The 26,448-nt window shown below is 61.8% G+C and carries 27 protein-coding genes, 2 tRNA genes and 2 pseudogenes; 13 read left to right on the forward strand and 18 right to left on the reverse strand.

Annotation, left to right across the window (positions count from 1 at the left end):
* Positions 1-4 precede the first annotated feature (4 nt).
* The 6 genes from DXA70_RS10540 (at position 5) to DXA70_RS14610 (ending at position 4,072) form a co-directional block, all read left to right on the forward strand.
* Positions 5-985: a cation diffusion facilitator family transporter gene (locus DXA70_RS10540; RefSeq protein WP_347553549.1), complete on the forward strand. Its 981-nt coding sequence runs from the start codon at positions 5-7 to the stop codon at positions 983-985.
* A 28-nt stretch (positions 986-1,013) separates the two neighbouring features.
* Complete coding sequence (locus DXA70_RS15515) at positions 1,014-1,451, forward strand: aminotransferase class I/II-fold pyridoxal phosphate-dependent enzyme (RefSeq protein ID WP_347553550.1); 438 nt, start codon at positions 1,014-1,016, stop codon at positions 1,449-1,451.
* Positions 1,445-2,203: an aminotransferase class I/II-fold pyridoxal phosphate-dependent enzyme gene (locus DXA70_RS15520; protein WP_347553551.1), complete on the forward strand. Its 759-nt coding sequence runs from the start codon at positions 1,445-1,447 to the stop codon at positions 2,201-2,203. Before DXA70_RS15515 ends, DXA70_RS15520 begins: the two co-directional genes overlap by 7 nt.
* Positions 2,204-2,302: 99 nt before the next feature.
* Positions 2,303-3,091 (forward strand): sugar-binding domain-containing protein, encoded by a 789-nt coding sequence (locus tag DXA70_RS14600; RefSeq protein ID WP_243001315.1) that lies wholly within the window; start codon positions 2,303-2,305, stop codon positions 3,089-3,091.
* Positions 3,092-3,095: 4 nt separating this feature from the next.
* The gene (locus tag DXA70_RS14605) at positions 3,096-3,944 is read left to right on the forward strand and encodes a glycoside hydrolase family 2 TIM barrel-domain containing protein (RefSeq protein WP_243001326.1); all 849 of its coding nucleotides are present in this window, start codon (positions 3,096-3,098) and stop codon (positions 3,942-3,944) included.
* Positions 3,929-4,072 (forward strand): hypothetical protein, encoded by a 144-nt coding sequence (locus DXA70_RS14610; RefSeq protein ID WP_243001316.1) that lies wholly within the window; start codon positions 3,929-3,931, stop codon positions 4,070-4,072. The genes DXA70_RS14605 and DXA70_RS14610 overlap by 16 nt, the downstream gene beginning before the upstream one ends.
* A 69-nt stretch (positions 4,073-4,141) precedes the next feature.
* On the opposite strand, the gene DXA70_RS14615 is transcribed toward DXA70_RS14610, so the two are convergent.
* From DXA70_RS14615 to DXA70_RS10570, 7 genes are all read right to left on the reverse strand, one after another.
* On the reverse strand, positions 4,142-4,351 hold the full coding sequence (locus DXA70_RS14615; RefSeq protein WP_243001317.1) for a hypothetical protein: 210 nt from the start codon (positions 4,349-4,351) through the stop codon (positions 4,142-4,144).
* Complete coding sequence (locus tag DXA70_RS14620; RefSeq protein ID WP_243001318.1) at positions 4,327-4,602, reverse strand: hypothetical protein; 276 nt, start codon at positions 4,600-4,602, stop codon at positions 4,327-4,329. The genes DXA70_RS14615 and DXA70_RS14620 overlap by 25 nt, the downstream gene beginning before the upstream one ends.
* The gene (locus tag DXA70_RS10555) at positions 4,521-5,240 is read right to left on the reverse strand and encodes a hypothetical protein (RefSeq protein WP_243001319.1); all 720 of its coding nucleotides are present in this window, start codon (positions 5,238-5,240) and stop codon (positions 4,521-4,523) included. The genes DXA70_RS14620 and DXA70_RS10555 overlap by 82 nt, the downstream gene beginning before the upstream one ends.
* 19 nt (positions 5,241-5,259) lie before the next feature.
* Positions 5,260-7,437, reverse strand: coding sequence for a transcription-repair coupling factor (gene mfd, locus DXA70_RS14625; protein WP_243001320.1), 2,178 nt, complete (start codon positions 7,435-7,437; stop codon positions 5,260-5,262).
* Positions 7,413-8,741, reverse strand: coding sequence for a hypothetical protein (locus DXA70_RS14630; RefSeq protein ID WP_243001321.1), 1,329 nt, complete (start codon positions 8,739-8,741; stop codon positions 7,413-7,415). The genes mfd and DXA70_RS14630 overlap by 25 nt, the downstream gene beginning before the upstream one ends.
* Before the next feature lie 505 nt (positions 8,742-9,246).
* Positions 9,247-10,845, reverse strand: coding sequence for a lipase family protein (locus DXA70_RS10565; RefSeq protein ID WP_128118449.1), 1,599 nt, complete (start codon positions 10,843-10,845; stop codon positions 9,247-9,249).
* Positions 10,846-10,995: 150 nt separating this feature from the next.
* Positions 10,996-11,874 (reverse strand): LysR family transcriptional regulator, encoded by an 879-nt coding sequence (locus tag DXA70_RS10570; protein WP_128118450.1) that lies wholly within the window; start codon positions 11,872-11,874, stop codon positions 10,996-10,998.
* 269 nt (positions 11,875-12,143) lie between these two features.
* Between DXA70_RS10570 and DXA70_RS10575 the strand changes: the two genes are divergently transcribed.
* Positions 12,144-12,869, forward strand: coding sequence for a TraX family protein (locus DXA70_RS10575; RefSeq protein ID WP_128118451.1), 726 nt, complete (start codon positions 12,144-12,146; stop codon positions 12,867-12,869).
* 57 nt (positions 12,870-12,926) lie between these two features.
* Here the strand turns inward: DXA70_RS10575 and DXA70_RS10580 are convergent.
* Positions 12,927-13,020: transfer RNA gene (locus DXA70_RS10580), tRNA-Ser, on the reverse strand.
* A 34-nt stretch (positions 13,021-13,054) separates the two neighbouring features.
* Positions 13,055-13,142: transfer RNA gene (locus tag DXA70_RS10585), tRNA-Ser, on the reverse strand.
* A gap of 211 nt (positions 13,143-13,353) precedes the next feature.
* Here DXA70_RS10585 and DXA70_RS15525 point away from each other — a divergent pair.
* The 4 genes and pseudogenes from DXA70_RS15525 to DXA70_RS10605 all read left to right on the forward strand — a co-directional run bounded on the left by DXA70_RS15525 (position 13,354) and on the right by DXA70_RS10605 (position 16,832).
* Positions 13,354-13,985, forward strand: a pseudogene (locus DXA70_RS15525) (XRE family transcriptional regulator).
* Positions 13,986-14,069: 84 nt separating this feature from the next.
* Positions 14,070-15,428 carry a putative DNA modification/repair radical SAM protein gene (locus DXA70_RS10595; RefSeq protein ID WP_128118452.1) on the forward strand — a complete coding sequence of 453 codons (1,359 nt, stop codon included), beginning with the start codon at positions 14,070-14,072 and terminating at the stop codon, positions 15,426-15,428.
* A 232-nt stretch (positions 15,429-15,660) separates the two neighbouring features.
* Positions 15,661-16,212: a TIGR03915 family putative DNA repair protein gene (locus tag DXA70_RS10600; protein ID WP_243001329.1), complete on the forward strand. Its 552-nt coding sequence runs from the start codon at positions 15,661-15,663 to the stop codon at positions 16,210-16,212.
* A gap of 143 nt (positions 16,213-16,355) precedes the next feature.
* The gene (locus tag DXA70_RS10605; protein WP_022257827.1) at positions 16,356-16,832 is read left to right on the forward strand and encodes a peptidylprolyl isomerase; all 477 of its coding nucleotides are present in this window, start codon (positions 16,356-16,358) and stop codon (positions 16,830-16,832) included.
* Between the two features lie 148 nt (positions 16,833-16,980).
* Here the strand turns inward: DXA70_RS10605 and DXA70_RS10610 are convergent, their stop codons facing one another.
* From DXA70_RS10610 to DXA70_RS10640, 9 genes and pseudogenes are all read right to left on the reverse strand, one after another.
* Positions 16,981-17,616: a MurR/RpiR family transcriptional regulator gene (locus DXA70_RS10610; RefSeq protein ID WP_243001322.1), complete on the reverse strand. Its 636-nt coding sequence runs from the start codon at positions 17,614-17,616 to the stop codon at positions 16,981-16,983.
* Positions 17,613-17,777 carry a hypothetical protein gene (locus tag DXA70_RS14645; protein WP_243001323.1) on the reverse strand — a complete coding sequence of 55 codons (165 nt, stop codon included), beginning with the start codon at positions 17,775-17,777 and terminating at the stop codon, positions 17,613-17,615. Before DXA70_RS14645 ends, DXA70_RS10610 begins: the two co-directional genes overlap by 4 nt.
* Before the next feature lie 203 nt (positions 17,778-17,980).
* Positions 17,981-19,393, reverse strand: a complete 1,413-nt coding sequence (locus DXA70_RS10615) for an FAD-dependent protein (RefSeq protein WP_128118453.1) — start codon at positions 19,391-19,393, stop codon at positions 17,981-17,983.
* Positions 19,394-19,408: 15 nt separating this feature from the next.
* Positions 19,409-20,128, reverse strand: coding sequence for a DUF308 domain-containing protein (locus tag DXA70_RS10620; RefSeq protein ID WP_128118458.1), 720 nt, complete (start codon positions 20,126-20,128; stop codon positions 19,409-19,411).
* 45 nt (positions 20,129-20,173) lie between these two features.
* A pseudogene (locus DXA70_RS10625) lies at positions 20,174-21,567 on the reverse strand (MATE family efflux transporter).
* 104 nt (positions 21,568-21,671) lie between these two features.
* Positions 21,672-22,277 (reverse strand): cytidylate kinase-like family protein, encoded by a 606-nt coding sequence (locus DXA70_RS10630; RefSeq protein ID WP_128118454.1) that lies wholly within the window; start codon positions 22,275-22,277, stop codon positions 21,672-21,674.
* Positions 22,278-22,311: 34 nt separating this feature from the next.
* Positions 22,312-23,112, reverse strand: coding sequence for a hypothetical protein (locus DXA70_RS14650; protein WP_243001324.1), 801 nt, complete (start codon positions 23,110-23,112; stop codon positions 22,312-22,314).
* Positions 23,109-23,702 (reverse strand): hypothetical protein, encoded by a 594-nt coding sequence (locus DXA70_RS14655; RefSeq protein ID WP_243001325.1) that lies wholly within the window; start codon positions 23,700-23,702, stop codon positions 23,109-23,111. Before DXA70_RS14655 ends, DXA70_RS14650 begins: the two co-directional genes overlap by 4 nt.
* Before the next feature lie 46 nt (positions 23,703-23,748).
* The gene (locus DXA70_RS10640; RefSeq protein ID WP_128118455.1) at positions 23,749-24,579 is read right to left on the reverse strand and encodes a DUF624 domain-containing protein; all 831 of its coding nucleotides are present in this window, start codon (positions 24,577-24,579) and stop codon (positions 23,749-23,751) included.
* A gap of 240 nt (positions 24,580-24,819) precedes the next feature.
* Between DXA70_RS10640 and DXA70_RS10645 the strand changes: the two genes are divergently transcribed.
* Complete coding sequence (locus tag DXA70_RS10645; RefSeq protein ID WP_128118456.1) at positions 24,820-25,545, forward strand: lysophospholipid acyltransferase family protein; 726 nt, start codon at positions 24,820-24,822, stop codon at positions 25,543-25,545.
* Between the two features lie 9 nt (positions 25,546-25,554).
* Complete coding sequence (locus DXA70_RS10650) at positions 25,555-26,316, forward strand: hypothetical protein (protein WP_128118457.1); 762 nt, start codon at positions 25,555-25,557, stop codon at positions 26,314-26,316.
* Positions 26,317-26,448: the final 132 nt, after the last annotated feature.

Here is a 26,448-nt window from a genome sequence, read left to right on the forward strand (position 1 = left end):
CAATGTGGTCAGCCTCATTGGCTTCCGGCTGGCGGCCAAGGCCCCGGATGCGGAGCACCCCTACGGCCACGCCCGGTACGAGTATCTGGCGGGCCTCGTGGTCAGCGTCACCATTCTGGCCATCGGCCTCTCGCTGCTGAAAGAATCGGCTCTGAAAGTGCTCCACCCCACGCCGGTGGCGTTCAGCTGGCTCAGCATCGGGGTGCTGGCGGCGTCCATCCTCGTCAAGCTCTGGTTGAGCGGCTTCAACCGCGCCGTGGGCAAAAAGATCAACTCGGAGACCCTGATGGCTACCGCCGCCGACAGCCGCAACGATGTGCTGACCACCGGAGCGGTCCTCCTTTCCACCATCCTGTGCAGCCTGACGGGCTACGGCATCATGGATGGCATTATGGGCGTGGGCGTGGCGGCGTTCATCCTCTGGTCCGGATGGGGCCTGGTGATGGATACCCTGAGCCCGCTGCTGGGCGAGAGCCCCAGCCCCGAGCTGGTGGAGCACATTGAGCGGACCGTCATGAGCTATCCCGGGGTACTGGGCGTGCATGACCTCATGGTCCACGATTACGGCCCCGGGCACCAGTTCGCCTCCCTGCATGTGGAGTTCCCGGCCGAGACCGACCCGCTGACGGCCCATGACGTCATCGACAACATCGAGAACGACTTTCTCAAAAAAGACCGGCTGCAGGTCACCATCCATTACGACCCCATCGTCACGGCGGACGCGTCGGTGGGGGTGCTGCGGGCCCGTTTGAAGGAACATGCCCGCCAGCTGGACCCGCGGCTCTCCATCCACGATCTGCGGATCGTGCCGGGGGACAGCCACACCAATGTTCTGTTTGATCTGGTGTTCCCGGCGGGATACACCGGGGACATCGACCAGATGCTGGCAAAGATGTGCCAGTTCGTCAAAGAGCAGGACCCGAAATACTGCTGCGTCGTCAAGGTAGAGCAGAGCTATGCGTCTGCACTGCCGGACAAGAAATAAAAGAGATCCGAAAAGCGAGAGGGGAATCATGATGCTGAACGAAACCTACCGCGCGATGCTGGCCCACAAGAGCGTGATCCGTGAGACCTTTATGTACGGCAAACAGCGGGCTGCCGAGATCGGCTATGAGAACGTGTTTGACTACTCGCTGGGCAACCCCAGCGTGCCCTGCCCGCCGCGGTTTACGGCGGCCATGCAGGACCTGCTGGCCACGGAGGAGCCCATTGCCCTCCACGGCTACTGCCCCAGCCAGGGCGACCCGGGGTTTCGCACCGCCGCGGCAGCCCATCTGGCCAAAACGTTCGGCCTGCCCTATGAGCAGAAGCATATTTTCCCCACCACGGGTGCCGCGGGCGCCATTGCCCACGCCATCCGCGCCGTGACCAAGCCCGGCGACGAGGTGCTGACGTTCGCACCCTATTTTTCGGAGTACGGGCCTACGTCCGGGGAACGGGTGCCGTGCTGAAAGTGGTGCCGCCCCAGCCGCCCACATTCCAGCCCAATCTGGACGCCTTTGAGGAGATGCTGACCGAGAATGTCACCTGCATCCTCATCAACACCCCCAACAACCCCACGGGCGTGGTTTACTCGGCGGAGACCCTGACCCGGCTGGCCGAGATCCTGACCGCCAAGAGCAAGGAGTACGGCCACAACATCTTCCTCGTCAGCGACGAGCCTTACCGGGACATCGTTTTTGACGGCAAGACCGTGCCTTACCCGGCGGCATTCTACCCCCACACCCTGACCTGCCTCTCGTTCTCCAAGACGCTGAGCCTGCCCGGCGAGCGTCTGGGCTATGTGGCGGTCAACCCGGCCTGCGAGGGGGCGGACATCCTGGTGGACATTCTGGCCCAGATCTCCCGCTTTACGGGCCACAACTGCCCGCCCAGCATCATCCAGAAAGCCGTCAGCCGCTGCCTGGATGCCACCAGCGACCTCTCCGTCTACGAGACCAACAGGAACCTGTTGTACGACAAACTCACCGAGCTGGGCTTTGAGGTGGAGCGCCCCGGCGGCACGTTCTACATCTTTCCCAAGGCGCTGGAAGAAGACGCCAACGCGTTCTGCATGAAAGCCCGGGAGTTTGACCTGTTGCTGGTGCCCAGCGATACGTTTGGTGTCAAGGGCTATGTGCGCTTTGCCTACTGCATCGACACCGAGAAAGTCAAGCGGAGCCTGCCCGCCCTCGAAAAGCTGGCGGCAGCATACCGCAAGTAACTGCAAACGCTTTGATCCAAAATAAAACCTCTCAGGCCGCGCTTTGGCGCGTCCAGCTCTCCTGTCAGGGGAGCCCAATAGAGGAAACAGGAGGGCAAAATGCAGCACCCACTTTCCGAATACCCCCGCCCGGCGCTGCGGCGGGACAGCTTTGAGTCCCTGAACGGCCCGTGGCAATACGCGTTTACCAAGGCGGCACAGTTCCCCACGGCGTGGGATGGGACCATCCGGGTGCCCTACTCGCCCGAGGCTCCGGCTTCCGGAGTGGGGCGGACGCTGCAGCCCGGGGAGTGGCTCCACTACCACCGCGGCTTTACGCCCCCGGCGGGGCAGGGCGGACGGGTGCTGCTCCACTTCGGAGCGGTGGACTACGCCTGCGCCGTGGAGGTCAACGGCCATCTGGCCGGCGGCCACAGGGGCGGCTACTGGCCCTTTACGCTGGACATCACCGATTATTTGCGGCCGGGCCGCAACACCCTCTGGGTGGCCGTGCAGGACCCCACCGGGAATGGCACCCAGGCCCGGGGCAAGCAGACCCTGACCCCCGGCGGGATGTTCTACCATGCCCAGAGCGGCATCTGGCAGACCGTCTGGCTGGAGCGGGTGCCGGACAATTACATTACGGAGCTGACTGTCACCCCGGACTACGATGCCCGGACCGTGACGGTAAAAGCCCACACGGCCCAGCCGGCGGGGCAAAAAACCTCTGGCTGTGGTGCGGGCCGGGGGCGTGACCATTGCCGAGGACTGGGGCGGCGACGAGGCCGACCAGGACGGCGAGGTGACGCTGAACATCCCGGAGGAACATTTCTTTCCGTGGAGTCCGGACAGCCCGTTCCTCTACGACCTGACCGTGGGTACCACCCAGGGGGACGAAGACGGTTTTGATACCGTGCACAGTTATTTTGCCCTCCGCAAATGGAGCTGTGAGCCGGACGCGAAAGGCATCCTGCGCTTCTGCCTCAACGGAAAGCCCATCCTCCTCAACGGCCTGCTGGACCAGGGCTACTGGCCAGAGGGGCTGTATACCCCGCCCTCGGACGCGGCGGTGGTGCACGAGCTGGAGCAGGTCAAGGAGCTGGGCTTCAACCTGCTGCGCAAGCACGCCAAGATCGAGCCGCAGCGGTGGTACTACCACTGCGATAAGCTGGGCCTCATCGTCTGGCAGGATATGGTGAACGGCGGCGGGAAGATGAACCAGTGGTACGTCACCTACCTGACCAACGCCCTGCTGCCCCTGCTCCGCCATACACCCGACGCAAAGCCCCTGTGGGGGCTGCTGGGGCGCGAGACGGAAGCCAGCCGGGAAAGTTATCAGACCGAATTAAAAGCCACTGTAGAGGCTCTGCGGTGCCACCCCTGCATCGGGTGCTGGGTGCCGTTCAACGAGGGGTGGGGGCAGTTTGATGCCCGCGCCGCCACGGCGGCCCTCCGGGCGCTGGATGACACCCGCCTGATCGACGAAGCCAGCGGCTGGTACGACCAGGGCGGGGGAGATGTGGACTCCCGCCACAATTACTTCTACCCGCTCCGCATCCGGCCCGGCGGGCGGACGGTGGCCCTGAGCGAGTACGGCGGCATTGCCTGGCCCATGCCCGGCCACGAACCGCCCGGCAAGACCTACGGCTACGGCACCGCCAAAGACAAAGCCGACCTGACCAAACGCTATAAAATGCTGCAATGGAAGACCATTCTGCCCCAGCTGGGCGGGGCCTCTCGGCGCTGGTGTACACCCAGCTGACCGACGTGGAGGACGAGGTGAACGGCCTGTTTACCTACGACCGCGCGGCCCTCAAGCCGGAGGCCGCTGCCGTCCGCTCCTGCAATGCGGCGCTGGCGGCGGAGTTTGCAAAGGTGACTGCAAAATAAGAGAGCAAAAACAGCGCCCTGCTCTGGAGAAGCTTCTCCGGGCAGGGCGCTGTTGTGCTTTTACGGAACTTATTTGTTGACGATCTTGGTCATGGGCAGTTTGTTCATGGCCGAGGTGTCGAGGTGGTTCTCCAGGGAGGCACCGTAATCACTCAGTGCGGTCTTCAGCTCACTGGTCTTCATGTCGGTGATGACCTGATCCCGCAGGTCGTCCAGCGAGGCAACGCTCAGCGGGTCCACTCGCAGGGCCAGCATCATGGCATAGCTGGAATACTGCACGGCGGCCGCCTGCCCGTAGGCAAGGTTCCGGATGGTATCGGCGGAACCGCTCTGGGTGAACGTGGAGTCCAGCGTGGAGGAGCCAGCAGCTCGGTCTGGGGGCTGGTGTTGTCGGCTGTGCCGCCCAGCACAGCGTAGATGTCCGGCAGCGCGGCCTGAGCGGCGGCGTTCAGGGCACTGACCTGCTCCGAAGCACTCTCATTGGAGGCCAGATTGACGGCCGTGGCGGCCTGCTGGGCCAGCGTGAGCATCTGGCTTTCTGGTCGTCATCCGCAAAGGCATAGGTGCTGGTGTTGTAGAGCGGGACAACGTAATAAGCCAGTTCCACCATGTTGTTTTCCAGATGCTCCGTCAGGTCGGCGTCCGAGACGGGGGTCTCGCCGCCGTTGCCATAAACGAGGGTCAGCAGGTCGTTGCTCTTGAGCAGGATGCGCTCAAAGTGCTGCACGGTCTCCAGCCCGATGCCGTTGGCCTTGTAGGTATCGCCGTACTGGTCCATCAGCTGCTGGGCGTAGCTGTCGGCCTGCTGTTCCTCTTCGGCGGTCAGCTGGCCGCCCAGCTCGTCAAAGCGCAGCTCAGTGGCGGCGTAGGTCTGCAGGTTCTCCAGCGTTTTCCGGGCGACATAATCGCTGACGGTGGCCGTCTCGCCGCTGTCGCTGTCCACGGTGATAGTCTGCTTCAAAAAAGCTTTCACGTTGGAGGCGTCCTGGTCGGAGGAAGCGAGGTCGGCGGCTTTCTGGTAGGCGTCGTACTGGGCCAGCAGATACAGGCCGGAGGAGATCTCGTAATCGCCGAGGGAACCCACGGTGTCCGGGGTGGAGATGACACAGCCTGCCAGGCTGACCACCAGGGCCAGCGCACAGACCAGTGCAAGAAGTTTCTGTTTCATAGTTGGTTGCTCCTGAAATTTATTTTTGGTTTTTCACAGGCTTGGGCTCGTTTAAAATCTCGCCCATGGCCTTGAGAATGCTTTGCAGCAGCTCCAGCGGCTTTTCGTCGGGCTGGAGGGTGACAGAGAGGTAGGGCTTGGCCCCGGCCCCTGCCGTGACCCGGCCGTTGAACGCGATGAGCAGGCCCCGGATCATGCCAAGGTCCAGCTCCTCCACCTGCAGCAGCAGGGTGTCTTTCTTCTGGGTGACCTCGTACACGCCCACGGCGGCGGCCTGCACCCGGACGAGGGAGACATTGACCAGATCGCTGACCGAGGGAGGCGGGTCGCCGTAGCGGTCGATGAGCTCGTCCAGCACATCGGCGGCGTCCTCGGGGGTCTGGATGGCGGCAATGCGTTTGTAGGCTTCGATGCGGCCCGGCCCATCCGCGATATACTTTTCGGGGATGAACGCGTCCACCCGCAGGTCCACCAGGCACTCGCTCTTGTCCCGCTGGAGCGGTTCGCCCTTGGCCCGGGCGATGGCCTGGTTGAGCATCTTGACATAGAGGTCATAGCCCACGGCCTCCATGTGGCCGTGCTGGCTGTGGCCCAGCAGGCTGCCCGCACCGCGAATTTGCAGATCCCGCATGGCGATGCGGAAACCGGAGCCGAACGCCGTGAACTCCCGGATGGCGGAGAGCCGCTTCTGAGCAATGTCCGAGAGGGTCTTGTCCCGGCGGAACGTGAAGTAGGCGTAGGCCTTGCGGCCGGAACGGCCCACGCGGCCTCTTATCTGGTACAGCTGGGCCAGGCCCATCCGGTCGGCGTCCTCAATGATGAGGGTGTTGCAGTTGCGCACGTCGATGCCCGTTTCAATGAGGGTGGTGCAGACGAGGATGTCGATCTCGCCGTTGAGCAGGTGCTGCCAGACGGGGTTGAGCTCGTCCTCGGTCATCTTGCCGTGGGCGATGCCCACCCGGGCGCCGGGCACCATCTGGCTGACATGGGCGGCGGTGGACTCAATGTTGTCCACCCGGTTGTGCAGATAGTAGACCTGCCCGCCCCGGGCCAGCTCTTTCTTCATGGCCTCGGCCAGGATGACATCATTGTACTCGAGGACGAACGTCTCCACGGGCTGGCGCTCAAAGGGCGGCTGCTCAATGGTGGAGAGGTCGCGGATGCCGCTCATGGCCATGTTCAGGGTGCGGGGGATCGGTGTGGCCGAAAGGGTGAGCATATCCACCCCGATGAAGTTTTCTTTCAGCTTCTCCTTGTGTTTGACGCCGAACCGCTGCTCCTCATCAATGATGACAAGGCCCAGGTCGTGGAAGCGGACGTCCTTGGAGAGGAGCCGGTGGGTGCCCACCACGATGTCCACACTGCCAGCCTGCAGGCCCCGCAGGGTCTCTTTCTGCTGCTTGGCGGTGCGGAAGCGGGACATCATCTCCACTTTGACCGGGAACGCCTCCATCCGGGAGAGGATGGTGTTGTAGTGCTGCCAGGCCAGCAGGGTGGTGGGGGCCAGAATGGCGCACTGCTTGCCGCCCATGACGCACTTGAACGCGGCCCGCAGGGCCACTTCCGTTTTGCCCACGCCCACGTCGCCGCAGAGCAGGCGGTCCATGGGGTAGGTCTTTTCCATATCCTTTTTGATCTCCGCCGTGGCGTTGAGCTGGTCGTCGGTCTCGTCGTACTCAAAGCGGGTCTCAAAATCGCTCTGCCAGTCGCCGTCCGGCGGGAACGCGTAGCCCTGTGCCTGTCGGCGGCGGGCGTAGAGCTCAATGAGCTCCTGGGCCATCTCCTCGGTGGCCTTTTTGACCTTGGCGCGGGTGCGCTGCCACTCGGCACCGCCCAGCTTGGCCAGCTTGACCTTTTCTTCATCACCAGGGGCGGTGTAGCGGGAAAGCAGGTCCAGCTGGGTGACGGGCACATACAGCACGTCGGAGCCGGAATACTGCACTTTGAGGTAATCTTTGGTGGCACCCTGCACTTCCAGCCGCTGGATGCCTGCGTACATGCCGATGCCGTGGCTCTGGTGCACCACATAATCGCCGGGCTTGATGTCCGAAAGGCTGGACAGGGCGTTTTTGTTCTTTTTGCGTTTCTTGGCGGCCTCGCTGGCTTCATCCAGCCCATGGCGGCGGGAGGAGAGGACAGCGACGTGTGCAAAGGGGAAAGTGCACCCGGCGGTCAAGTGGCCGGGCAGGATCTGCACCAGCCTTTGGCGGGGCGGACATCCCGGCTCATGCTGACGGCATAGCCTTTGTCGGCAAGGTCCCGGGTAAGGGCAGCTGCGCCCTTGGGCGTGCCGGCAAACAGAGCGATGGCATAGCCCTGTTCCACCAGCGGGTCCAGATCTTCCCGCAGGGAGGCCAGGTCGCCGCCCCAGTTGGGGGCCGCGAAAGCCTCCGCGTTGATGAGGTCTTTCAGCTTGAACTCGTTCATGCCGCGCAGGAAGTTCTCGCACAGCAGGGTGCTCTGTTTCTGGGCGGCAATGGCCAGGTCGTCCATGGTCTGGTAGAGCACATCCAGCCCGGGGCAGAGCACGCCCTCTTCCAGCAGGCCGGTGAGCTCTTCGCCCCGGCGGAACTCGGTGGCTTTCTGAGCATCCCGGATGCCGCCTACCTCATCCAGCACAAAGATGGGGCTGGTGAGGTGGTCCAGCAGGGTGGCGGGGACAGCGTACCGCAGGCCGTAGTATTTGTCCATGGCCTCGGGCATCAGGCCGGAATCCAGCTGGGCCAGATCTGCCTCCATGGCCTTTTCCAGCGCTGCCCGGTGTTTGCCGCGGGCCTTTTTCCAGGCGTCGCGGAGGGCCTCCGCCGTCTGTACCGTGTTGCCGAACAGCACCTCGCGGGCGGGGGAGAGATAGATCTTTTCCAGCGAGCCGTCCCGGCGCTGGGTGAGCAGGTCGAACGATGCCAGCGAGTCGATCTCGTCATCCCAGTACTCCACACGGGCGGGTTGGCGCATGTCCGGCGCGTAGATGTCCACAATGTCGCCCCGGACGCTGAATTGGCCCGGGCCATCCACCTGGCTGCGGCGGACATACCCGGCGGCAAACAGCCGCTCCACCAGCGCCTCCCGGTTGTAGACCATGCCGGGCTTGAGGGTGAGGGTATTCTTTAAAAATTCGTCCCGGGGGACGGTGTATTGCAGCAGGGCCTCGGCGGGGACACAGACGGCATTCAGCCGCCCGCCCGCCAGCTGGCCCAATACAGAAAGACGGCGGTACTCGTACTCGCGGCCCGCGCCCTCCACGGGGCGGAGCATGAAATCCCGGGGCGGGAAGACCGCTGCCGTCAGGCCCAGGGCCTTGAGGTCTTCCGCAAAGTGGGTGGCCTCGGCCTCGCCCGGGGTCACGATGCAGAGCACCCGGCCCAGGTCTTTTTGCAGGGCGGCGTACAGCAGGGCGCGGCCCGCCGGGGGCAGGCCAAACAGGGCTGCCGGGCCCGGTGCAGCCAGGCTGGCAGCGATCTTCTGATATTCAGGCGTGGCCTTTAACAGTGCCTCGTACATCGTAGACCTCCTCTCTGATGAAGAACCTCTCCGTCATCATCGCTTCGCTTGATGACACCTCTCCTGACAGGAGAGGCATTGGCAGTCCGGTACGTTTTCCATCGAACTTTAATCAATCTCAGCAAAACGACACCTCTTTGCCAAGGGCTCCCCTGTTAGGAAAGACTCCCGCCGGGGAGGGTGGCACGCAAGTGCCGAAAGGGGAACGGCTGTCGAGCGGATGCGAGACTGAGAGGTTGGACCAAGGACGCCTTTAGAGTGAGCGGAATAACGCAGGTGCTGCTCTGTACAACCTCTCCGACATCTTCGCTTCGCTCGATGCCACCTCCCCTAGTAGGGGAGGCTTTGGCATTCCGTGACGTTTTCCAGCAAACTTCAATCAATCTCAGCAAAACGACACCTCTTTGTCAATGGCTCCCCTTTTCAGGGGAGCTGTCGAGCGGATGCGAGACTGAGAGGTTGTGAATCCAAAAACACCCTCTCGGTCATCCCAAGAGGGTGTTGGTCAAGCCCTCGTGTACGCCTCCATGCCGTGGTCGGCAGGCGGATAGTACTCCATCAGGCTGATGTAGTCCTCGCAGTGGTGGCAGAACGCCGCCCGCACCACCACATCGGCGGAGTCGGGCTTCATGGACATGAACATAAAGATGTACCGGGCCATGGCGGCCACCGTGCCGCTGTCGATGCCGTAGTACAGGCCCACGGCCAGCACCGGGATGACGGCCTGCTTCACCCGCAGGGGCACTTCCACATGGTAGGTCTTGCCCCGCAGGGTGAGGTTGCCGTCGTTCTGCTCCAGCTTTTCCAGCAGGGGGCGGCTCAGGGCGGAGGCGTTGTGGACGCTCTTTTCCAGCTTGGCCTCGTCCACGTTCCGCATGTTGCCCAGGCCCCGCAGGCGGGCCTCCACTTCCTCGTCGGTCAGGATGTAGTCCTGGGTGCACTCGGCCTCGTTGCGGAGGAAAGCGCACTGGATCATGTCCATCAGCACGGCCTCGTACTTATCGTGGAACTGCTGCTTGCTGCCAAAGAACGTTTCCAGCCGCTCCATGACGCCGTCGGTGTCCTCCTTGGTAGCCAGTGCGCTGATGGTCAGGGGCACCTCGCTGAAGCTGGCGCCCCGGACATCAAGGTCGGCCAGCTCTTTCTCGTTCTGGGTGGAGGGCAGGAAGCGGTCATTGCCGTTCCGGTGGTAGCCCCACTCGGCGGGCAGCACCCGGGGGACGAGGTCGCCGCTGGAAAGGATGTTATAGATGTTGCTGGCGGCCCAGGTGGTTTTCAGGGTACCGTCGGCGTTGTGGTTGTTGTCGTAGTCCAGCTGATAGTCCGGGTAGCTGGCGGCGGTCAGGGCCACCGGCGTGGCAAACGTGTAGACGAAGACGTTTTTGCGGTCGATCTCGGGCAGGTCTTTGTTGATCCGCCCCGCCAGCAGGTTGGCGACGGCCGCGCCCCGGCTGTAGCCGCTCACCCAGAGCTTGACGGTGCCCGTGGCGCCCTGCTTTGCGGCCGCGGCTAAATAGCTCTTGAGGGAGGCCAGCACCTCCGCCACCGGGATGACGAAGCCCGCGTGGCCCGCCCCCACACCGGTGTGCAGGTTGCTGACCCACTCGCCGCCGTAGCCGCCGCCCCGCAGGATGACGGCCACGATGGTGGCGCGCTGGCCGTTCAGGGTGATGGTCTTCCGGGCCAGGCTGTGGCCCACAAAGTCCCCGGCCTGCCCCACGTCGATGTCGTAGTGGTAGAACACGGGGTCGGCAAAGCCCAGCGTCGCAAAGGCGTCGGCAAGGTTGGCCTCCCGGCCCACCTCCCCGTTGGCCCAGTACCGGGCGTCGCTGGCTGCCGTGTTGAAGGCGGCCCCCACCAGCCCCAGGCTGGCCAGCGCCAGGCTGTGGTCGTACTCCAACGCGGAGTGGGCAAAAAAGCTGTCACTATAATAGTAGTCATGGGGCACGTCGGTCAGGCTCAGCTCACTGCGGAACCGCATGGAATAGCGGCCATCCGCCACCGCCCGGCCCACCGCGCCCTGCGTGTTTTCCGCCGCCGCCCTGGGCACTGCCAGCGCCGCCGCCGAAAGGGCCAGCGCTTTACAAAAATCACGTCGTTTCATGGGGTCTGTTTTCCCTCCTGACGGATCCAACTCTGTGGAATACTTTGTTTTCTGGCGATAGTATACCGTATTTTATCACAAGACACAATGGATAATTTGCAAAAAAAGACCTGCACTTTACCATGCAGGCCGTTTTGTGGTATTCTGTTCTCAGTGCTCCATCTGCTTGCAGTAGTCCACGATGTGGTGGAACATCTGCTCCACGGCGGGGGCCATGGCGGTGGGCCGCTGGACGGCCAGGCCGACCACACGGTCTTCCTCCGGGTCGATGGGGTAAATTTTGATGTTGGCGGTGCACTGGCGCAGCAGCAGCCGGGGCATGATGGAGATGCCCAGGCCCGCCTCCACCATGGCGATGTTGGACTGGTCATCAATGACATGGCAGCGGCGCTCGGTGCTCAGGCCGTACTTTTTGAGGAACTGGCGCATCTCGGCGTCGGTGGCGTCCCACTGCACCACGAAATTCTGGCCATCCATCAGGGCGGGGGTCATCACGCCGTTTGGCGGCTCCGGCCAGTCGGCCGGAGTGATGCAGAGCAGCGGCTCCTTGAACAGCTCGGTGAGGGTAAATTCCTCCCGGCAGGTGGAGGAGAGGAACGCCAGGTCGATCTGGCCCGTGCGCAGCCACTCCTTGACATCATCGTAAGTACCCTGATATACTTCCACTTCGATCTGCGGGTACTGGGCCATAAAGCCTTTGAGGATGCCCGGCAGCATCCCGGCGCAGACGGAGTTGAACGCGCCCAGCTTCACCTTGCCCTTTTCCAGGCCGTTGAGGCGGGCAATGCTCTGCTGCAGCGCCTCGTCGCTGTTGAGCACCGCCCGGATGGACGGATACAGCGAGGCACCGTAGCTGGTCATGGTCACGCCGTTCTTCCCGCGATTAAATAAGGTAAAGCCCAGCTCTGCCTCCATCACCGCGATGGCATGGCTGATGGCCGAGGGGGTCAGGTGCAGCTGCTGTGCCGCCTTGTTAAAGCTGCCCTGGCGGGCCACAGCATCAAAAATCTCATAAGAAAACAGCGTCATACCTCAATGCCTCCTTCCCGTTACTCGTTCGGAGACGCCCGATCTTCTGTGAATCTTTTTCATCTTGCTCTTGTTGGAGTTCAATTTTCTTTTTGAGTGTACTATCCCGCCCGGCCTTTGTCAAGCATTTTGGTGCGATTTTTGCGCCATTCCGGTGCATTTTGCCCGAGAATTGCAGGATTTTTGGCCGGAGCGCCGTATCCTCTACAGAAACATTTTTTATTTTTGTTTCCACAGCTGCTCATATCTTTTGAAAAGAGGGATCCTCTATGACCGAGACCATCCGCCCCTCCACCCGCTTCGGGTTCAGCGGCACGACACTCAAGTACATCGCCTGCGGCACCATGCTGCTGGACCACATCGGCGCTTCCTGCATCGAAAGCCGCTATTCCTATTACGCAGCAGCCCCCTCCGCCCTTGTCACGCTGGATCTTGTGCTGCGGCTCATCGGACGGCTGGCATTCCCCATCTTCTGTTTCCTGCTGGTGGAGGGCTTTCTGCACACGCACGACGTCAGACGCTACTTTTTGCAGCTTCTGGGCTTCGGGCTGGTGAGCGAGCTGCCGTTCGACCTTGCCTTTTTCCACTCCCCATTCTACTGGGGCCACCAGAATGTCTACTGGACGCTGGCTCTGGGCGTGCTGGCAATGGCCGCCCTCCGGCATTTTCAGACGGCTGCGGGTGCCGCGACCTGGCAAGGGCTGCTCTGCGCAGGCGGCTGTATCCTCCTGGCGTATCTGGCCCAGACAGACTATGACGGCATCGGCGTCATTATCATCTGCGCGCTGTATCTCACCCGCACAAACCGCAAGTGGCAGTGCCTCGTGGGGGCCGTGCTCTTTGCCTTTGAGATCACCGCGCCGCTGGCGTTCGTGTTCCTCTGGTTCTATAACGGGCAGCGCGGTGCCTGCAGCAAGGCGCAGAAGTGGGGCTTCTACCTGTTTTATCCCGTCCACCTGGCCCTGCTGGCCGCCGTGACCAACCTGCTGCTGTAAAAAGCCGATAAAAATGGAAAAAGCCCGGTGATCTCAATGGATCATCGAGCTTTTTCTTGGCGGAGTAGGAGGGATTTGAACCCTCGCGCCGTTGTTTAGACGACCTACGCCCTTAGCAGGGGCGCCTCTTCGGCCTCTTGAGTACTACTCCAGAGCAAAGTGTGTTACACTTATTCAATAAAAAATGGCGGAGAGAGTGGGATTCGAACCCACGGTACGTTGCCGTACGGCAGTTTTCAAGACTGCTTCCTTAAACCACTCGGACATCTCTCCTCGTGGGCACTCGCACACGCCGTACCGAATGCCTATTTAATTTACCAGATTTCCGGCGGGCTGTCAAGGGTTAATTGAAAGTTTTTCGCCACTTCCCGCAGCTGACAACCTTTTTTTGGGGTGTGCGGAACTTTTCTCTTTACTCAAACATCTTTTTGTTGTATAATAAAACCACAAGTAAAATGCCACCGGAACAAAGGAGTGCACAACCATGTCGTTTTCAGAGCTTTTGAAGCAATGCCGCAAGCAGCAGGGCATGAGCCAGGCGGAACTGGCGTCCAAGCTGGGGGTCACCCAGCAGGCCGTCGGCAAGTGGGAAAGCGGCAAGTCCTCCCCGGACCCCACAACGGTCGCCCGCATTGCGGAGATCCTGAGCACCACGCGGATTTCCTGCTGGGGCTGTACCGCCCGGTCGCCAGCAGCAACACGCCGGAGGAGCGGTTCTTTGGCAACTATGCCGAGAGCCTGATCCCGGTCATCGGGACCGTCAAGGCCGGGTACGGTGCCCTGGCCTTTGAGGAGGATTACGGGCAGGAGTATGCCCGGGTGAAAGACCCCTCCAACTATTTCTATCTCGTGGTCCGCGGTGACAGCATGGAGCCCCGCATCCAGGACGGCGACCTGGCGCTGGTGCACAAGCAGGACACGCTGGAAAATGGCGACCTGGGCGTGCTGGTCTACGGCGACGAGGGCGAGGGCACCCTGAAGCGTTACCTCCAGCGGGGCAACTGCGTGGTGCTGCAGCCGTTCAACCCGGCCTACAACGAAATGGTCATCAAGGGCGAAGACCTCAACCGCCTGCACATCGCGGGCCGCGTGGTGGAAACCAAGGCGAAGTGGTAAAATTTTTGACCCCAAAAATCCAAAAGCCATTTGCAGAAGCTGCGTATGGCTTTCTTTTTTATACCTTTTTCCGGGAGGCACCCCATGGAACAGTCTCTGATGGACAAACTCACGATCCTGGCCGACAGCGCCAAATACGATGTAGCCTGCACTTCCAGCGGGGCATCCCGCGCCGCGCGGGCCGGCAGCATCGGCAGCTGCTACGCGCCGGGCTGCTGCCACGCCTTTACGGCGGATGGCCGCTGCGTGAGCCTTTTAAAGGTGCTGATGACCAACTGCTGCTCGTTCGATTGCAGCTACTGCGTCAACCGCAAGTCCAACGATCTGCCCCGGGCGACGTTCTCCCCCCGGGAGCTTGCCGAGCTGACCATGGAGTTTTACCGCCGCAACTACATTGAGGGGCTGTTTCTCTCCAGCGCCGTCCTCGTCAGCCCGGACTACACCACCGAGCGGATGCTCGCCGTCCTGCGGCTGCTGCGGGGGGAGTATCACTTCGGGGGCTACATCCATGCCAAAGCCATCCCGGGCACCAGCCCCGAGCTGCTGGAACAGCTGGGCTATCTGGCCGACCGCCTTTCGGTCAACATTGAGCTGCCCAGCGAGAAGAGCCTTTCCCTGCTGGCCCCGGACAAGGGGCGGCACTCCATTTTCCGGCCCATGAAGCAGATTGCCGTATCCGGTGCAGCCAGCCGGGAGGAAGTGGCTCTCTACCGCAAAGCGCCTCGGTTTGCCCCCACCGGGCAAAGCACCCAGATGATCGTGGGGGCCTCCCCCGAAACGGACTACCACATTTTGCAGCTCACCGAGGGGTTATACCAGAAGTACAACTTAAAGCGCGTGTTCTACTCCGCCTATATCCCGGTGACGGAGGACACACGCCTGCCCGCGCTGGACACCAAGCCCCCGCTGCTGCGGGAGCACCGGCTCTATCAGGCGGACTGGCTGCTCCGGTTCTACCAGTTCAAGGCCGACGAGATTTTAGATCAAAACAGCCCCAACTTCAACCCCTATCTGGACCCCAAATGCAACTGGGCCGTGCAGCACTACGGGCTGTTCCCCGTGGACGTCAACCGGGCCCCGTTTGAAATGCTGCTCCGGGTGCCGGGCATCGGCCCCAAGAGCGCCCGGCGCATCTGGCACGCCCGCAAGCAGGCTTCTCTGGGGCTGGACGAGCTCAAGCGGATGGGGGTCGTGCTCAAGCGGGCCCAGTATTTCATCACCTGCAACGGCTTTTCCGGGGCCCACCCGGGCCAGGGCAGTGCCGGGCGGGAGCGGATCACCCGGGCCCTCATCGACCCCAATGTATTCAGCGGCGGGGTGGAGCAGCTGAGCATGTTCTCCCCGCCTGCCGTGGACAAACTGGTGGAGCAGGGCGTGCCGCCCCGCGCCGCCCAGCGGATGATCCGGGAGGAGGCGGTGCAATGTCTGGCCAGAGCGCTGTGACCCCGGCGGCCATCTCCCCTGCGCCCCGCAGGCTCCACGACGCCGACCTTGTTTACCTGTACGACGGCAGCTTTGAGGGCTTTCTCTGCTGCGTGTTCGAGAGCTTTCTCCAGCACGAGATCCCGTTTGCCATCTGGACGCCGGAGCGGGAGACGGCCACCCTCTACCCCATCCGGGAGATCGCTACCGACCACGCCAGAGCCCAGCGCGTTTTTGCCAGCTCGGCAAAAAACTGGGGGCCGAAACGGAATCCCTCGTCACCCGGGATTTCCTCTCCGGGCGGGAAGACAAAGAGCTGCTGCTCCTGCGCTTTCTGCATCTGGCTTTCGCGCTGGGGCCGGGCACTGTCAAGCGGATGGGTCACCCGGACGTGGCCCCGCTCTACGAGATGAAAAAGAGCCTGGACTGGGAGGTGGACAAGTTCCAGGGCTTTGTCCGCTTTACCGAATACGACGGGATGCTGGGGGCCGTCATCCACCCCAAGAACTACATCCTGCCCCTGCTGCGGGGGCATTTCTGCGGGCGGTTCCCTGAAGAAAATTTCATGATCTATGACGCCGTGCATCAGGCGGTGCTGCTCTACCAAAACCATAAAGCCACCCTCACCGAGCTGGCCGCCCCGCTGGAGCTGCCCCCGCCCAGCGCCCGGGAGCAGGAGTTTCAGGCCCTGTGGAAGCAGTTTTACGATACGCTGGAGATCAAGGCCCGCCACAATGAAACCTGCCGGATGTCCCACTGCCCCAAGCGCTTCTGGCAGGATATGCCGGAGATGCAGGGCTGCTGACCCATTGATTTTTATTTACAATTCAGTCATCGGCCGATGGCTTGAGAAAACCGCCAACCTATGATATACTATCCCTGTCACTTGGCAGGTCTTCTGCCGCAAATGCTTTGCAAAGGGCCGAAATAAAGGAGTATTGTACAACTATGGTTCGCATTACTATGGAAGACGGCGGCATCATCGACATTGAGCTGAACGAGGAAGCCGCTCCCATCACCTGTGAGAATTTCAAGAAGCTGGTCAGCGAGGGCTTTTACAACGGTCTAACGTTCCACCGCGTCATCCCCGGCTTTATGATCCAGGGCGGCTGCCCGCTGGGCAACGGCACCGGCGGCCCGGGCTGGAACATCAAGGGTGAGTTTGCTGCCAACGGCGTCAACAACCCCATCAAGCACACCCGCGGCGTCATCAGCATGGCCCGCAGCATGAGCCCCAACAGCGCCGGCAGCCAGTTCTTTATCATGCACCAGGACGCACCCCACCTGGACGGCCAGTATGCCGCCTTTGGCAAGGTGGTGGCCGGCATGGATGTTGTGGATCAGATCGCCGCTGTCCGCACCGACTGGAACGATAAGCCCACCACCCCGGTCAAGATGAAGACCGTGGAGCTCATCGAGGGCTAAACCTGTGTTCTCCCCGCTCCCGCATCGAGGAAGCCTTCCGCCGGATGGATCAGTATGTTTTTAACGCAAAGTAATTTTTAGGTTCCTCTATACAAAAAATGCCTCTGACATCCACCGTCAGAGGCATTTTTTTGTTTCGGAACTGGTTTTACTCGCCCAGCAGCATCAGGTAGTACAGCACCTCGATGACCAGCAGGACCGAGAGCTGGGAGGGAGCATGGTCGCCCTCAATGAGGCGCTGCTCCCGGTTGGAAGCCAGCAGGACATGATCCGCCTGCTGGGCCAGCGGCGAGTGCCGGTCGCTTGTGATGAGGAGGATGGCTGCCCCGTTTTCCCGGGCCAGCCGGGCCACCTCTTCCAGCGCAGGGTTCCGCCCGGTGCCGGAGATGACCAGCAGCAGGTCGTTCTTTGTCAAAGTCGCCGCAAAGGCACGGGTCTTTTCCGGGATGGCACTGGCCACGCACCGCTTGCCCAGGCTGCCAAACTTGACCGAGGCTTCCAGCGCGATGCTCAGGTTATGGCTGGCAGCGGCCACTTCCACCACATGGGCCGCGTTCAGGCAGGCCAGCGCTGCCCGCAGCTGGTCCGCATCCAGCGCCTGCACCGTGGCCCGTACTTCTTCCTGTTTGTTGACGAGAAATTTTTGCAGGATGCTCCGCATCCGGTCCGGCTGAGCCGCCGCGTGGCTTTTTTCCGCCTCCTGCTGCTCCATCACATCCCGCGCAAGTGCCAGCTGGAACTTGCGGTAACTCTCAAAGCCGAGTTTGTGGCACAGCCGGGTCACCGTGCTTCCGAGGCCTGGCTCTGCCGCGCCAGCTCTGCTGAGGTCGCCGATGCCGCCCACTTTACATCTGCAAGGATGCAGTCCGCAATGCGCTGTTCTGCGCTGTAAAGCTGGATGCCGGAACACAGCAGGGTCAAAGCGCTCATTGGGGTTTCGCCCATATCGCAATACCTCCTGGTGTGTGCTTGTTACACACGGATCATTGCGTCAAGTTTAGCAGTTTCTGTGCTAAAAATCAGTTTTTTGTGTCACATTTCCACAAATTCAGCAATTTGTATATTTTATTCCTCCAAATTTTTCAACGAAAAACTCCCCCTTGTACAGGGGGAGTGAATCTTTTACGCGATCCAGCGGGCGCTGTTTTTCAGCAGCCCTCTTTTTCGGCCAGCTTCCGGCCCATGAGCACGCCCATAACGGAGGCCATCATCAGGCCGCGGGTCCAGCCGGAGGAGTCGCCCAGGCAGTGCAGGCCCTGAATGTTGGTGTCCAGGTTCTCGTCCATCTTGACCTTGTTGGAGTAGAACTTCAGCTCCGGGCTGTAGAGCAGGGTCTCGTTGGCGGCAAAGCCGGGCACCACCATATCCAGCATCTTGATGAACTCAATGATGTTGGTCATGGCGCGGTAGGGCATGGCGGCGGTGATATCACCGGCCACAGCGTCTTTCAGGGTAGGCTTGACGTTGGATTGTGCCAGCTCTTTCTGCCAGGTGCGCTTGCCGTCCAGGATATCACCGTAGCGTTGGACCATAATATGGCCCGCGCCCAGCATGTTGGTCAGCTCGCCCACTTTCTGGGCGTAGGCGATGGGCTGGTTGAACGGCTCGGTGAAATTGTGGGAGACGAGGATGGCCAGGTTGGTGTTGGGGCTCTTCTTCTCCTTGAAGCTGTGGCCGTTGACGACAGCCAGGTCGTTATCATAGTTTTCCTGTGCCACAAAGCCGCCGGGGTTCTGGCAGAACGTGCGGACCTTGTTCTTCCAGGGCTTGGGGTAGCCGATGAGCTTGGACTCATACAGCACCTTGTTCACTTTCTCCATGACTTCGTTGCGGCACTCCACACGGACACCGATGTCCACGGTGCCGGGCTTGTGGGCAATGTGGTGCTCGGCGCAGATCTTCTCCAGCCAGTCAGCGCCACGGCGGCCCGTGCCGATGACGACGGTATCCGCGTAAACCGGATAGGCTTCCGCATCACGGGGTCCCTTGATGAGGACGCCCTTGCAGACCTCGTCTTCGAGGATGATGTTCTCGCACTCGGTGGAGAAGCGCATTTCCACGCCGCTGTCGGCCAGATGGTTCTGGATGGCCAGGTAGAGCTGCTGGGCTTTCTCGGTGCCCAGATGGCGGATGGGGCAGTCCACCAGCTTGAGGCCTGCATGGATGGCATTCTTGCGGATCTCCTTGATCTCCTCGCCGGTGTAGATGCCCTCCACATGGGGGTCCGCGCCAAACTCCAGATAGATCTTATCGGTATAATCGATCAGCTCCTGGGCGAACTCCTCGCCGATGAGGGTGGGCAGGTCGCCGCCGACCTCATAGGAGAGGCTTAGTTTGCCGTCCGAGAACGCGCCGGCACCCGAGAAGCCGGTGGTGATGGCACAGGTGGGGCGGCAGTTGACGCAGTGGCCCAGCTCTGCCTTGGGGCAGTGGCGTTTTTCCACCGGCTTGCCTTTTTCCACCAGCAGGATGTGCTTTTTGCTGCCGTGGCGCAGCAGCTCCACAGCGGTAAAAATACCGGCCGGGCCGGCACCCACAATGATCAGATCGTACTTTTCCATTTTCTTTTTATCCTTTTATTCGTTGATTTGTTCGTTGTCGTTCTCCTGCTCCACCTCGGCACTCTCGTCCACATGGTCGAGCTCCACGGCCGTGGCTTCGGCATCGGCACGGGCCACATCCGGGGCAATGACGCCGTCGCCGTTCAGATCCTTGCCGGTAACGGCCTCCAGCACCGACTGCGCCTCCGGGTGCAGCTTGACGAACCGCCGCACCGCCAGCATGGTGTACAGGGCACTCAGCAGGTTGAGGGCGCCCTCAATGATGAGGATAACGCCAATGGCCATCACCAGCGTTTCCATGGCCCCAAAGGGGTCCACGATCATCACAACGCCCAGCACCACGCTCAGCAGCGCCAGCAGGAGGAAGCCTTTCCAGCTGCCGTAGCCGCAGCGGCGGAGCTCCAGCGCGCTCTGCACCCGGCCCAGGCTGTCGAAGATGACGAACAGGCCGAACACGATGGGCAGGATGCGGACCACGATGTCGCTGCGCAAGATGAGGAAGCCGCCCAGCGCCAGACAGACCAGACCAGAGATCAGGGTGAGCTGACTCTGGAAAATGCCGCGCTCCACCAGAAAATAGCGCACCAGCTGGATCACGGCGCCCAGCAGCACCACGCCGCCCAGCGCGTAGCAGACCACGTTGAGGGCCGTACCGGGCACCATCAGCAGGAAAATGCCCAAAGCCAGGTAGAGCACGCTCATCACGATCAGGTTCCATTTCAGCTTTTTTCCCATATCATTCACGATCCTTTCGTCCGCAGGGGACTTATTTTGCTTCTGTTACGCGTTTTGCATGGGTGCAATGATGTTTTTGTTGATGCGTGCCATGAACACGAGGCTCAGCGTCACGCTGACCACTTCCGCAATGAGGAACGCCCACCAGACCATATTCACGTTGCCGGTCCGGCTCAGCAGCCACGCCACCGGGATCAGCACCACCAGCTGGCGGCAGACCGAGAGGATGAGGCTGTACACGCCGTTGCCCAACGCCTGGAACACCGAGCTCAGCACGATGCCGATGCCTGCCAGCAGGAAGTGGGGGCAGATGATCCGCAGTGCCGGGATGCCGATGGCCCGCATGGCGTCACTGGCGGCAAAGAGGTTCAGCAGCAGGCCGGGTGCAAACTGGAACACACAGAAGCCGATGAGCATGATGCACTCGGCGTAGGTGATGGCCAGCTTGATGGTCTTTTTGACGCGCCGCGGGTCCCGGGCACCATAGTTGTAGCTGATGATGGGCACCATACCGTTGTTCAGGCCAAAGATGGGCATGAACACGAAGCTCTGCAGCTTGAAATAGACGCCGAACACCGCCACCGCCGTGGCCGAGAACGCCATGAGGATCCGGTTCATGAAGAACGTCATCACGCTGCCCACGCACTGCATGGCAATGCTGGGCAGGCCCACGACGTAGATCCGCCGGATGGCCTCGCCGCTGGGGCGGAAGCCCCGGAAGCTGATCTGGATGTCCGGGTTTTTCTTCAGGTTGAAGAAGATGGCCGCGCCCGCGCCGCAGAACTGGCCGATGACGGTAGCCACCGCGGCCCCCGTGGTGCCGGACAACGCCTCGCCGCAGGAACCAAAGATGAAGATGGGGTCCAGCACGATGTTGACCACCGCGCCGATGAGCTGGCTGGTCATGCTGAGGTTGGTGCGGCCGGTGGCGGCCAGCAGCTTCTCGCCCATGGTCTGCAAAAACAGGCCAAGGCTGAACACACTGCACACCCGCAGATACCGGATGCCTGCAGGGCAATGTCCGGGTCACTGGTCTGGGCGTAGAAATAGGGTTTCATGCAGGTAAGGCCGATGACAAAAAAGATCACATAGCTGCACAGGGCCAGAAAAATGCCGTTCTCGGCGGTCGTGTTGGCCCGCCCCTGATTCTTTTCACCCAGGCTTTTGGAGAGCAGGGCGTTGACGCCCACGCCCGTGCCCACGCCCACGGCGATCATGACGTTCTGCAGCGAGAACGCCAGCGAAACAGCGGTCAGGGCGCTCTCGCTGACGTGGGACACGAAGATCGAGTCCACCACGTTGTACAGCGCCTGCACCAGCATGGACACCATCATGGGCACACTGAGCTTGACCAGCAGCGGATTGATGTTCATGGTGCCCATGATGTTCTCACGGGCCGTTGCTTGTTGATTTTCTTCCACGTTGACTCCTTTTGACATTTGGGATGCTTGTTTCTCTACCGGAAACGTGGGCAGAGCGCTTGCGCGCCCCACCCACGAACCATCATTGTTTTTTACGTCCAGGACTGCCCGGTGTCCGGGCCTCAGCCCATGGTCTTTTCCTTGGCGGCCACGGCGTCCAGGATCATCTTCACGCAGGTCTCGCGGCCCAGCGCGGCGTTGATGGCCAGGTCGTAGTTGTGCGCGTCGCCCCAGCGGTTCTGGGTGTAGTAGTTGTAGTAGGCAGCACGGTTGCGGTCGGTCTTCTCGATTTCTTCCTTGATGCCTTTCTCGTCCTTCGCCTTGACAAGGGGGTCGGTCTTGGCCAGCTCACGCCGCCACTCCACCGGAGCATAGAGGAAGACGCGCAGCACGTCCTTGCGCTCCCGCAGCACATAGTCGCCGCAGCGGCCCAGGATCACGCAGGGGCCCTCCTCGGCCAGCTGCTTGATGATCCGGCTCTGCAGGATGAAGACCTGATCGCCCAGAGGCAGATCGTTGCCCATGGTGTAGAGGCTGTACAGCAGGCTGTGGGTGTGGCGCTTTTCACTGGCCGCCACCGCCTCTTCGGACAGGCCGGAATGCTTGGCTGCCATGGTGATCAGCTCCTTATCGTAGAGCTTGACGCCCAGTGCATTTGCCACATCCTCCGCGATGTAGTTGCCGCCGGTGCAGTACTCACGGCCAATCGTAATGATCGTCTTTGCCATAATGTATTCCTCCTATAGAAAAATTGGATTTTTCTCAAAAAGCGCTCGGCTCCACCGGGGCAGCTGCCCCGGCGGCTTGCGCGGTGCTTTGAAGAACGGGTTCAGGCGGCGGGGGCGGCACCGGGAGCCGGACTTCGGCCACCCGCATACTGCCGGTCTGGTCCACCGCGTACACGCTGTACCGCCCGCCCGCGGCCAGCTGCTCCGCGCTGAAGCGGATGCCGCCCTCAGCGGTTTTTTCCAGCCGTTTGAACGTCCGGTGGGCGGTGGTGGCATGGGCTATCCCATCGTGGCGGCTGGCCGCCAGCCAGCCGGAAAATTCCTCGGGCAGCAGGTCTTTCTGGCCCCGCTGCACGAACGTGTACACGCCGGGCTCTCCCGTCTTTTCCAGCTCGCACAGGATGCGGCGGGGGCGGTCGGCTTCCATGTCCCGGGGCTTGCCCCGCAGGGCGATGGCCCGGCCCGTGAAGTAGCGCAGGAAATCGGTAACGGCCATGGTGCAGTTCACGGCTCCATCCGTGTCCGCCGTGGGGTCATTGAGGAGGACGAAATCCGCCAGCACGGCGTCATCGTGCCCGAAGCCCCGCAGGCCCATCCAGACCCCGACGGAGTCCCGCTGGCCCCGCACCCGGCGCTCCACCCGGACGGCTACCGAACAGCCGTCGTGGATCTGGGCCCGGAGGTCTTTCAAATCCATCCAGGCCTGCCAGCAGGGGTAGCCGCAGCAGCCTGCCGCGGCCGCGGCGAACGCGCCGTTGCCGGTGCTGCTGGTGGCCTTATCCTCCATCACATAGGCCACTTCCTCGGGGAGGATGTCCTCGCCAAAGCGGTTCATGAGGCGGCCATCACCAGCGGCAGGTCCATCTCCCGGCCAAAGCTGGGGTCGTGGGCGCTGAGGCAGTATTCCGGCAGGTAGAGCCGCCGGTTGATGGGGTGGCCCTTCTGTTTTTCCCAGGTCACGGGCCGCACGGCAGCGGCCAGCAGCCGGAGGGCCGGGGTGACCTTATCGTCGTTGGAGGAGAGGTTGACCTGCAATTGCACGCCGGTGCCGCCGCCGGGGGTTGCCACCGTGACCGTGTCCCCCATCAGGAAGACCATGCCGTCCTCGCTCTGGGCGTTGACGCTGCACCGGGGGTAATCCGGGGCCCACTTGCCAAAGCTCATCCAGCCCGTCCAGGCGTTGCCTGCATACACGCGGCAGCGCACCTCCACCATGGTGTTGTGGGGAGCGTGGGCATTCCAGCTCACGTTCAGGTTGCAGAACGCGGGCATGGCAAACTCCGGCGTGGTGTAGCTGCCGTACTGCAGGTAGCGGCCCGCCGCGCTGTCCAGCACGATGCTGCCGCTCTCCAGCGCCACGTTATCCAGCTGCCCGCGGGAGAACGTCTCGGTGCCCTGCAGCACCAGATTGTTCCGCTGCTCCATGGTTCCTGCTCCCCTTTCTGCCGCAGCAAATTTTCAGTGGATGAAATCACTCTTCGTCTTCGCCCCGCTCGGCGGCCAGCTCTGCTTCAAGCTCGGCGTCGTGGAGCTTTTGGATCTTCTCCTCAATGTGGAACACCCGGTCCAGGTCGCCATACACGATCTGGCAGCAGACTTCCACCTGGAACCAGAAGCCGAACACCAGCATGAGCAGCAGGCCCAGCGGCATACAGAGGATGACAAGGCCCCAGAACAGGATGGTAACTACCGACGCCGCCAGCGCGTGGGGCAGGAACGCGATCATGCAGTTGACGCTGTTTTTCAGCGTCTGGAACAACGGCTGATCCAGCAGCACCACCTGCGGCCACATATAGGAGAACAGCATGTGGAGCAGCAGCAGGTTGAGCACCGTTGCCACCCACATGGGCACGCCCACATTGGTGCCGTGGTAGAGCATGTTGAAGCAGAAATACACAAAGAAGATCTGCACCGTGACCACCACGCAGTAAAGCACGCCCGGCAGGATGCTGGCCTTGAAATTGCGCTTGAATGCCTTGCGGTAGGTCGTCCACCAGTAACCGGCCTCATCACGCAGGGCACGGAGAACGGTATCGTACATGCCGGCCAGCGCCGGGCCCGCCAGAATGCCGCCCGCAGCGGCACTGACCAGCATCACGGGGAGGCTGTTCATCAGAAAGCCGATGTAGACCAGGCAGATGACCGGGAGAAAGCCCAGGCAGGTGAGCAGGTTTGCAAGGAACATGCTGCTCATATCGCGGCCCACCAGCTCGAAGAAACGGCCTACGCCGGTCTTGCGGGGGGCGTCTTTCTCCACGCCCGGCCCCGCTTTGAAATCATTTGCAGAGGGGAATAAACTCATGTGTCGTTCCGGTTCCTTTCCTGCTGCCCGGCGGGCAGCGTCTGGCAGGCACCGGCGTTTCTCTCTGGAAGCGCCATTGTGCTACCTTTGTAGTTATAACTATACCCGGATTTTGTGGATTTTGCAAGCTGCAAAGGCTAGGATTTGTAAAAAAAGTATTTTCTCTCCCTTTTTACGGAAAAGTGTGTTACAATAAACTGGGATTTTTATCGCCCATTCCCATTGAAAGGAGCATCTCTCATGAGCATTTTCCGCACCATTGCAATGTTCCTCTATCTTTTTGGATACATGATCGTTCACTACAATATCCTCCGCCGGGGCGAGCGCGCGCTGGCCGCAGGCGACATGGACACGGTGGAGCAGATCGTCAACGAGCACATCCCCCACTGGAGCCGGCAGATTCTGCGCATCACAGGGGTCCAGCTTCTGGTGGAGGGGCTGGACAACATCCCCAAAGACACTGCCTGTGTGTTTGTGGGCAACCACCGCAGCTACTATGATATCCCCCTGCTGCTGGCCGGGCTGGACCGGCCCCACGGCATCCTGGCCAAGGAGGAGCTGGGGAAGATCCCCCTGCTCAACCGCTGGATGAAGCTGTTGGGCTGCGTGTTCGTCCAGCGGGACGACGTGCGCGCCTCCGTCCGGGCCCTGAACGACGCCACCGCCATCGTGGAGAGCGGCAGGAGCTTTGTCATCTTCCCCGAGGGCACCCGCTACAAGGGCGAAGAGGGCGGCGCCGGCGAGTTCAAGCAGGGCGCGTTCCGCATCGCGGTCAAGACAGGCGCTCCCGTGGTGCCGGTAGCCATCACCGGGGCACGGGCCCTGTTTGAGAGCAACGGCAACCTCTGCCACCCGGGCACGGTACGCATCAAGGTGCTGCCCCCCATCCAGACCGCGGGCATGAGCCGCGCCGAGCAGAAACAGCTTCCCGACGCCGTCCGTCAGACCATTCTGGCCGAATTATAAGGAGCTTCCATGGCAAGCTATCGTTACGAGCGCGACATCGACCCCAAGGACCTTGCCCCCCGCAAAGAGCGGCAGTACACCCGGAAAGAAAAGTGGGCCAACTGGTGGGATTATAACCTCAAGTGGGTCATCCTCATCGGCATTGCCGTGGCCTTTGTGGCTTACAACTTTATCGGGCAGTATTTCTTTGTGCCCAAGCCCGATTACAACATCGCCGTGGTGGCCCCCTACTACCTGCCCGACGACACCGTGACGGCCCTGCAGACGGCTCTTGCCCGGTACGGCGAGGACCGCAACGGCGACGGCAAGGTTCTGGTGACGCTGAACGTCTACACGCTGGACTACAGCGACGAGGATCCCCAGACCGAGAGCGCCGCCTACCTGACCATGGCGGGCACCACCAAGCTGGCCACTGACGTGCAGGGCGGCCTGAGCTCCATTTTTCTCCTCTACGACCCCGCCGGGTTCGAGGACAACACCGGAACCCTGCGGTATCTGGACGGCAGCCTGCCCGCCCCGGACAGTGACGACGACTGGTGGAACATGGTGTACAAGTGGACGGACTGCCCCGTGCTGGCCGGGCTGGACCTGGGCGAGTACCGGGCCGACACCACCCACGCCCAGGGCGGCGACAGCCAGCAGTACCTCTCCGATTTTTACATCGGGATGCGGGGTGCCTGGAACACCGCCACGGCGGAGAACCTCGCCGGCGGCGAGGAGCTCTGGCAGGCGTTGACCGCCGGGGCTGTCTCCACCCTGAGGGAGGGCTGAGCCATGCGGTTCCGTCTCATCCGCCGGGGCACGGCGGCACACTCCGCCGTGCCGAGCCATGCGGTTCCGTCTCATCCGCCGGGGCACGGCGGCACACTCCGCCGTGCCGGAAGCCCGCGCCCGCGGCCCCCG

This window comes from Faecalibacterium sp. OF04-11AC, assembly GCF_003460645.1.
GTDB classification, from domain to species: domain Bacteria; phylum Bacillota; class Clostridia; order Oscillospirales; family Ruminococcaceae; genus Faecalibacterium; species Faecalibacterium prausnitzii_I.

What these genes read in the sequence shown, in the direction of transcription:
- DXA70_RS15515 (WP_347553550.1), top strand. Translation starts at nt 1,014, where the DNA reads ATGATGCTGAACGAAACCTACCGCGCGATGCTGGCCCACAAGAGCGTG.
- DXA70_RS14600 (WP_243001315.1), top strand. Translation starts at nt 2,303, where the DNA reads ATGCAGCACCCACTTTCCGAATACCCCCGCCCGGCGCTGCGGCGGGAC.
- DXA70_RS14620 (WP_243001318.1), bottom strand. Translation starts at nt 4,602, where the DNA reads ATGCTCACGCTGGCCCAGCAGGCCGCCACGGCCGTCAATCTGGCCTCC.
- DXA70_RS10555 (WP_243001319.1), bottom strand. Translation starts at nt 5,240, where the DNA reads ATGAAACAGAAACTTCTTGCACTGGTCTGTGCGCTGGCCCTGGTGGTC.
- DXA70_RS14630 (WP_243001321.1), bottom strand. Translation starts at nt 8,741, where the DNA reads ATGTACGAGGCACTGTTAAAGGCCACGCCTGAATATCAGAAGATCGCT.
- DXA70_RS10565 (WP_128118449.1), bottom strand. Translation starts at nt 10,845, where the DNA reads ATGAAACGACGTGATTTTTGTAAAGCGCTGGCCCTTTCGGCGGCGGCG.
- DXA70_RS10570 (WP_128118450.1), bottom strand. Translation starts at nt 11,874, where the DNA reads ATGACGCTGTTTTCTTATGAGATTTTTGATGCTGTGGCCCGCCAGGGC.
- DXA70_RS10575 (WP_128118451.1), top strand. Translation starts at nt 12,144, where the DNA reads ATGACCGAGACCATCCGCCCCTCCACCCGCTTCGGGTTCAGCGGCACG.
- DXA70_RS10595 (WP_128118452.1), top strand. Translation starts at nt 14,070, where the DNA reads ATGGAACAGTCTCTGATGGACAAACTCACGATCCTGGCCGACAGCGCC.
- DXA70_RS10605 (WP_022257827.1), top strand. Translation starts at nt 16,356, where the DNA reads ATGGTTCGCATTACTATGGAAGACGGCGGCATCATCGACATTGAGCTG.
- DXA70_RS14645 (WP_243001323.1), bottom strand. Translation starts at nt 17,777, where the DNA reads ATGGGCGAAACCCCAATGAGCGCTTTGACCCTGCTGTGTTCCGGCATC.
- DXA70_RS10615 (WP_128118453.1), bottom strand. Translation starts at nt 19,393, where the DNA reads ATGGAAAAGTACGATCTGATCATTGTGGGTGCCGGCCCGGCCGGTATT.
- DXA70_RS10620 (WP_128118458.1), bottom strand. Translation starts at nt 20,128, where the DNA reads ATGGGAAAAAAGCTGAAATGGAACCTGATCGTGATGAGCGTGCTCTAC.
- DXA70_RS10630 (WP_128118454.1), bottom strand. Translation starts at nt 22,277, where the DNA reads ATGGCAAAGACGATCATTACGATTGGCCGTGAGTACTGCACCGGCGGC.
- DXA70_RS14650 (WP_243001324.1), bottom strand. Translation starts at nt 23,112, where the DNA reads ATGAACCGCTTTGGCGAGGACATCCTCCCCGAGGAAGTGGCCTATGTG.
- DXA70_RS14655 (WP_243001325.1), bottom strand. Translation starts at nt 23,702, where the DNA reads ATGGAGCAGCGGAACAATCTGGTGCTGCAGGGCACCGAGACGTTCTCC.
- DXA70_RS10640 (WP_128118455.1), bottom strand. Translation starts at nt 24,579, where the DNA reads ATGAGTTTATTCCCCTCTGCAAATGATTTCAAAGCGGGGCCGGGCGTG.
- DXA70_RS10645 (WP_128118456.1), top strand. Translation starts at nt 24,820, where the DNA reads ATGAGCATTTTCCGCACCATTGCAATGTTCCTCTATCTTTTTGGATAC.
- DXA70_RS10650 (WP_128118457.1), top strand. Translation starts at nt 25,555, where the DNA reads ATGGCAAGCTATCGTTACGAGCGCGACATCGACCCCAAGGACCTTGCC.